The organism is Limosilactobacillus sp., assembly GCF_022651205.1.
Taxonomy (GTDB): Bacteria; Bacillota; Bacilli; order Lactobacillales; family Lactobacillaceae; genus Limosilactobacillus.
Window position 1 is genome coordinate 215217 of record NZ_JALCQI010000001.1, and the last position, 7041, is coordinate 222257.

Annotated in this window: 4 protein-coding genes; 1 reads left to right on the forward strand and 3 read right to left on the reverse strand. The window is 41.0% G+C overall.

All coding sequences use genetic code 11. The features are described 5' to 3' along the window. Positions 1–256 precede the first annotated feature (256 nt). Complete coding sequence (locus LKJ51_RS00855; protein ID WP_291979380.1) at positions 257–2659, forward strand: hypothetical protein; 2403 nt, start codon at positions 257–259, stop codon at positions 2657–2659. A 363-nt stretch (positions 2660–3022) separates the two neighbouring features. Here LKJ51_RS00855 and gtfA read toward each other — a convergent pair whose 3' ends face one another. The 3 genes from gtfA to LKJ51_RS00870 all read right to left on the reverse strand — a co-directional run bounded on the left by gtfA (position 3023) and on the right by LKJ51_RS00870 (position 6837). Next, positions 3023–4480 carry a sucrose phosphorylase gene (gene gtfA / locus LKJ51_RS00860; protein ID WP_291979379.1) on the reverse strand — a complete coding sequence of 486 codons (1458 nt, stop codon included), beginning with the start codon at positions 4478–4480 and terminating at the stop codon, positions 3023–3025. A 27-nt stretch (positions 4481–4507) separates the two neighbouring features. After that, a complete protein-coding gene (locus tag LKJ51_RS00865; RefSeq protein WP_291979378.1) occupies positions 4508–5719 on the reverse strand; it encodes an MFS transporter in 1212 nt (403 codons plus the stop codon). Between the two features lie 275 nt (positions 5720–5994). Continuing rightward, complete coding sequence (locus tag LKJ51_RS00870; RefSeq protein WP_291979377.1) at positions 5995–6837, reverse strand: aldo/keto reductase; 843 nt, start codon at positions 6835–6837, stop codon at positions 5995–5997. Positions 6838–7041: the final 204 nt, after the last annotated feature.

A 7041-nucleotide genomic window follows, 5' to 3' on the forward strand; every position in this document is an offset into this window, starting at 1 on the left:
GATAAGTGTATGATAATAATTGCATTTACGTTAAAATAGATATACGATTTATTTTGAGAACCCAATTAAGTAATTTATGGTTTATTTATCATATGACTTCTTTTTATTAATCTATTAGCGCAATTATTCACAATGCCTATGATAAGTGAAAAAAGTAAATTATATCGCGAAGTTCAATTTATTGCTGCGATCGATGAACGGGGAGCTTTAATTTGTGATCGTAGTTTGGTCAATAAGGTGAAGTGACGGTGAGATAATGAATATCAGTGAGCAAAATCAAGCAATAGATACAGGTCAACTAGCTGCTGCTAATAATGAGTATTTTGAAGATGATGGTCAGGAGCAATATGGCTCTGTCATTTTGCATAGCTTAGATCGTGCTTTGAAGCAGGAGAAATTACGTTCGATTCCTTATACACGGAATGAGGATGGTTCATTCAACAAGATCCGGATTCCTGTAGAAGGTGGTTATGCTTCCGTATTGAACAATGGGAATGTTGTTAATACATTTGACCCCTCAACACTTGATGATCCGACAAAGGATACGGACGTTTATTATATTGTTTATTATAGTTTGGTTGGTCAAACAACCGCGAACCTTTCTAACCAGGTTCAAGAGATTGAATTGGACCACTTTTATAGTGTTAGCACCTCAGGGGATGAGATGTGGCCAGCAACATTTGGTCCAATGACGTTAACTAACAACCTTAATCAAACTTTTGGCGAAAATCCGTCAATCTGGATTGAAGGTAACTACATTGATACCGGGAGAAATTCGGTTAAAATGGTAGCCCAGAAAATGGCTGAAGATGGAAGTCCGGTTCCAGACACTAATGTTGGTACCTATACTTTGACATCAAAGGGTGCTCACCGTGGTGCTGATGTTAGCTTTGAATTAACAGATGAATCCTACACCGGACCGATTGCGCCTGCATACGTAATTCTGTCAGACCATAATTTTGGTTACATTGGCTTTGTCCGTTTCCACCCACAAATTATTCGTGGAGAAGTAACTAACCCGTCAACCATTGGCTGGCAAGGTAAAGAACAGCACGCTAAGATTTCAATTAAAAATAATTTACCGGTAATTACTCAGGAAGATAATCCATCGACTGACTTGTTCTACCAGCAAACAGATCCAAAAGCTGAGATTGAACAAAAGAAGCCATCTAACATTGGCGTTAAGGATATCAAGTTCTGGGTCAATGGAAGTGCAACTGGTTCACAAACTCTTGATGCCATTCTTAATGACGAGAAGATTGGTGTGTACCGCATTGACCGGAGAAATAATGAGATTGTTTACCAACCAAGTGGAACATTTGTTGGCCGTCCGCAACCAATTGAGTTTATTGCATATGGTACTGATGGACACAGTTATCGGGGAACGTTTAGCCAAGCAGTTCTTGGAATTAAATTGCAAAATACCCATGCACTTCAGGGGATAACTCAGGAGTCGCAGATCACGGTTGTCTCTAACCCTAATGATCCGGGAAGACCAATTGATCCTAATTCACCAGTCGACTTTATTATTAAGGGTCAAGCAAGTAAACAAGTTAATGCAACGAAGAATGGTCAAACGGTTGGAATGTACCAAATTGATTCAAATACAGGAATGGTATCGTTTGTTCCGGACAAGGACTTTATTGGTCAACCGGACAAGGTTACAATTCGCGTTACTTCGGCAAGTGGTGAACAGACGAATCTTCAGTACCAACCAACGGTAGATGCAGTTCGGCCAAGTGCACGGATCGCACCAACAATCGGTGAACAGGGTCAAAGTCAAACATCCAAGGTTCGAATTACCAGTGGTAGTGATCAGGTGATGGCACGGATCGATGCTAACCACCCAGCACGTTTTGTCATTAATGGTCAAGTAAGTAATGCTGAAAAGATTACGATTACAGGAATTGGTAGTTATATTTTGGAGCCAAGTACTGGTCTAATTACGTTCTCACCTGACTTTGAGTACTTTGGAAAACCAAAGGGTGTTAATATTCAGGTAACTGATGATAACAATACCCCCGCGATTGCAACTTATAATGTTACTGTACTTCGTCGTCAGGCAACCCCTCAACCAACACCAGCTGCTAACAGTGGTGATCAGGGTGTAATTGAAGAATCTCCTGCGGGTGAGACAGTAGTCCAACAACCAGTTAGTCAGCAACAGCCTCAGTCACAGGCAACTGGTCAGCAACGAATCATGGTTCAACAGCAACCGCAACAACAGACACCACAGTCGCAGCAGGTAGTTGTTCAATTAGGATCACAATCACAACAACCACAACAGCAGCCAGTATCTGTTGCTCCACAACAACCACAGCCGCAACAACAATCGCAGCAAGTAGTTCAGCCACAACAGCCGCAGACTAGCGAACCACAAGAAGTTGTCATTCAGGAAGCCACACCACAACAGTCTTCTCCACAACAGCAGCCTGTTCAACAGCAAGTTCAACCACAACCTGCACAGCCTACACCACAGCCACAGCCTCAAGTACAACCAGAAGCTCAGCCGCAACCACAACCGCAACAACCGGTTCAAGGACAAGCAGTTAGTGATGCTAGTGGGAGTGAAACAGGTGAGTTGCCGATGATTGATGATACCAATGCATGGTACATCATGGCATTAGCTCTTCTCGGTGCACTTTCGGGTGATGAGTAATTAGGTTGATAGAGGGTGAGAAAAAACTAAACGTTTTTTCTCACCCTCTAAATATACAGTAATCTCCGAACTTACAGAGTCTAATCGCGGGAATCCAAATAGGCTCACTTCGTATCGTAACTGAGGGACTCGAGCCTAACGCAGCGAAGCAAGCCTATTCGGCTACGAACGACTCTGATGATTCCATCATCATTCATCGTTCTAGGTTAGTCAACCGTCCCTCCGAGAAAGTTAATTCCCAGCTTCACCATTTTAAAAACAAAAAAGGACCGTCAATATCTGAGTTAACCAGATATTGGCGGCCTTGTACTTTAACCGAACTTGGAGATTGGAAAGGGTTTATTAGTCGGTTAAGTTAATGAGTTACTTTTGGCTCATTACTTCTTCACCATTTGCAGTAATGGTAAAGGTCTTGTTAGCTGCATCGGCATCGAGGACAGCAACGTTCTTACCATCCTTGTCCTTCCGGGTGATCTTAATAGTAGTATCACTTGGAGTTTCAACTTCGATTGAACCATCGAGGTCAAATGCAGCAAACTTGTTTCGCCATGAGAGTAACTTCAGGAGATTTGCAACTACGGGACGTTGAACTTCCTTAGCTACTTCATCCTTAGTGTAGTAATGACGGTTGATGTTCCGACCTTCCTTAGTCTTTTCGAGCAATTCAAGGTCATTAGAACCAGCAAGCAAACCAACGTAGTAAACCATTGGGATACCAGGAGCAAATACTTGAATAGCACGTGAGAGGAGGTAAGCATCGTCGTTATCACCTAATGCTGAGTAGTAAGTTGAGTTGATTTGGTAAATATCAAGGTTGTGGTATTCAGCACTTGAGTACTTCCGCTTAACGTTTGCACCAACCTTGTATAATTCGTTTGATGCGTATTTGATTTCGTCATCGGTTAAAATGTCCTTAGCATCAACAACACCAATTCCGTCATGAGTGTCAAGGGTAGTGAATTGCTTCATTGGTGACATCTTGAGCCACTTAGCAAGACGGTTGGTTTTACCAGAGTAGAGAGTGTAAAGGGTGGTCATTGGTAATGCAAAGTCGTAAACAAAGTAACCGTGGTCGGAAATCTTTTCTGGAATAGTGTAGTGTTCGTGAATTTCAGGTAAGATGTCGGCCTTGTAAGGGGCAAGAATGTCACGAACTTCATTTAAGAGATCCCAGATTTCAGGTTCAACGAAGAAGTCATTAGTGTCGACCTTCTTAACAGCGTAAGCAAAGGCATCAAGACGGATTAAGTCAGCACCGTGCTTAACCATGTCAGTTAAGGTTTGCTTGAAGAATTCTTGAGCTACTTTGCTCTTAACATTGATATCAATTTGTTCTTCACCAAAAGTATTCCAAAGGTGTTCCTTAGAACCATCAGCAAAGTCGATTTCTTGTTCAGGAGCCTTATCTTTCCGCTTGTAAATAAGGTCAATATCTTTTTGAGTAGGACGACCCTTACCAGCTGCTTCCCAGAACTTTTCCCAACGAATAAAGAAGTCGTTATACTTGGAGTCGTCATGCTTTTCCTTGAAGTCTTGGTACATTACTGACTTTTTGGAGATGTGGTTAATCATGAAGTCAAACATTAAGTAGTAGTCTTCACCAAGTGCTTCAACATCATCCCAGTCACCGAATGCTGAATCAACAACATCGTAACGGTATGGTGCAAAACCACGGTCACCAGTTGAAGGGAAGAATGGTAGTAAGTGAACACCGCCAATAGCGTCACCAATGTAGTTCTTCAATACTTCATGAGTTTCCTTAATGTTCTTTCCCATTGAGTCAGAATAGGTAATTAACATTGCTTTGTTTTGAATTGGCATAATTAAGATCCTCCTAGGTAATTTTGATTAAGCTTTTTGTGAGTGACGAGTTGCAAAGAAGATGATTACTCCGATTAAGAGAAGCATTACTCCATATACCGGGAATGGGGCAGCTAAGCCAAATCCAGAAAGTGGTTGTCCCATTATATGGTTAATCCATTCACAGACGGTTGGTGAGAAAAAGGCACCAAAGTTAAAACCAATCAGGCATAGGGAAGTAACTAATGGTTGTCTATTAGCAGGTGCTAAATCGGGTAAGAGGTTAAAAATTAATGGGGCAACTAATTGTAATGGGAAGCCCATGATGAGCAAACCAGTTACCAACATAACGTAATTGTCATGGGAGAAGCCCATTAAGAAGTTAGAAATGGCCATCAGGATGAGGCCAAAGTAAACCGTACCGAAGCCAAGACGTTTTTGAATTGCACCATAGAACAAACCACCAAGTGTTGCACCAATGAGCATCAGTGAAAGGTACATGGAGGCACCAGTGTAATGAGCACCGTTAATCGTAACGGCCAGTCCAGGGAAACGGTTTTCCATTCCGATAAAGTCAATGTTGATTAAAAAGGCAAAAACAACTAAGGCGTAAACACCGGGATGAATTTTAGTAATTTTCTTATTATCAGAATCATCATCAAGCATGTCATCAGCTTTAACCGCATCGTCTTCAGATTGGTTATCTTCGGGAACACGGAGACCGAAGAAGACAAGGACTGCAAATGCTAAGGCATAAATTAGGAAGGCACCATGCCAACCTGCAATTCCTAAGATTAATCCGGCAATTGCTAGGGTACAAGCTTGACCGATTTGTTCGGCAGCAGCACGCCAACCAAGCATTTGTGCTCGGGTCTCACCTTGATACCAAACTGAGATTAAGGAAATTGCTTGTGAATTATATAAACCGTACCCTGCACCTAAAATAAGACGTGATACGAGGATAACGACGTAGTTACTTACAAATAAAGGTACTAAACCGGCAATCCCAACAATAGTAATCCCGGCCATGATGATTTTTTTATCTGAAATGTGGAACCATTCCTGAATTAAAGGAGATAGGACCACGAAAATCATTACGGCAAACGAAGGAGTGGTAACTAGGTATTCGGATTGCGTTTGGGTAATTCCTAAAGCAGCTTTTAACTGAGGAAGTGCACCCTGAATCGCATATGCACTAGTAACCATAAAGGAAACAGACAAGAAAGCGAGTTTGGTAACCATTGAATTCTTATTATTCATAGTACAAATTACTCTCCAAAATCATTTTTGATAAACGCTTATCATTTAGTTTGTGTAAATAATATACAATGATTATTTTTAAATGTCAAACGTTTAGCAAATAAAATGTAATCATTTTCATCGCTATGGAAACAGCACATTATGAAAATGATAATGAAAACTTGTAGCTATAAGTCTTCTCTCTTAAATATAAGAAAGTGAAGAAGTTAATAAACTATTAAAGGCTTTCAAAACGGAAAATCATTCCATCTTTGAAAGCCCATTATTAGTCACTTTTAGTATTGGTGGTTGTATTCGTAAGTTAGTTCGGGTTCGCGTCCGGTTCGCTTGTATTGGTTGAGATTATCAATTTGCTTCATTTCAGCTGGAGATAGTTCAAAATCATAAATATCAGCATTTTGCTTAATCCGTTCAGGGTGAACTGATTTAGGAATAAACGAAACCCCGTTTTGAAGATGCCACCGCAAGATGATCTGGGCGGTGGACTTGCCATACTTGTCAGCAATTGCTTTTAGTTCAGGAATGTTTAGGACAGTGCCTCGACCAAGTGGACTCCAAGCCTGACTAATGATTTTGTGTTCTTGGTTATACTTGAGCAACGGCTTTTGTGTCAATCGAGGATGGAGTTCAACCTGGTCAACGACTGGCATTTCGTTAGCCTTAGTTGCCAAATATTGGAGATGGATAATTTGAAAATTGCTGACACCGATTGATTTGGTAAGTCCCATTTTCTTTAATTCTTCAAAGGCACGCCAAGTGTCAAAGAATGCTCGTTGAATCGGCCAATGAACTAGCAATAAGTCAACATAGTCCATTTGAAGTTTCCGGAGAGATTCTTTTACAGAATCAATTGTGCTTTGGTAGCCCTGATTTGCTTCGGAAACCTTTGTCGTAACGAAAATGTTTTCCCGGGAAATATTTAGATCTTTGAATGCTTGACCAACTTCGGTCTCGTTTTTATATAGTTGAGCGGTATCGAACAGTCGGTAGCCAGTCTCATAAGCTGTTTTGATTGAAGAATCCATTGTTTGCTGATCAGTAATCTTATAAAGTCCAAAGCCTTCTTGGGGTATTTGATTTCCGTCAGCAAGTGTTAGCATGTTTGATTGAATATCCATATTATTACTCCTTACTTTTAACTAAGCAAAAGCTTACTACCACCATTATAGTTCAGGTTTAGTTAACCTTTAAGAAAGAGAGTGGGACAGAACTAGCTTGCCTAGTTCGTTGTCCCACCTCCGCAAGGATGGCTACGACGCGAAGCTAGCCTACTAGGGGTTGGTCAAATGCTGATTTATCAGCGTTTGAACTGCCAGCCAGCT

Coding starts and splice junctions, on each gene's coding strand:
- gtfA (WP_291979379.1), bottom strand. CDS start 4,480: ATGCCAATTCAAAACAAAGCAATGTTAATTACCTATTCTGACTCAATG.
- LKJ51_RS00870 (WP_291979377.1), bottom strand. CDS start 6,837: ATGGATATTCAATCAAACATGCTAACACTTGCTGACGGAAATCAAATA.
- LKJ51_RS00865 (WP_291979378.1), bottom strand. CDS start 5,719: ATGAATAATAAGAATTCAATGGTTACCAAACTCGCTTTCTTGTCTGTT.
- LKJ51_RS00855 (WP_291979380.1), top strand. CDS start 257: ATGAATATCAGTGAGCAAAATCAAGCAATAGATACAGGTCAACTAGCT.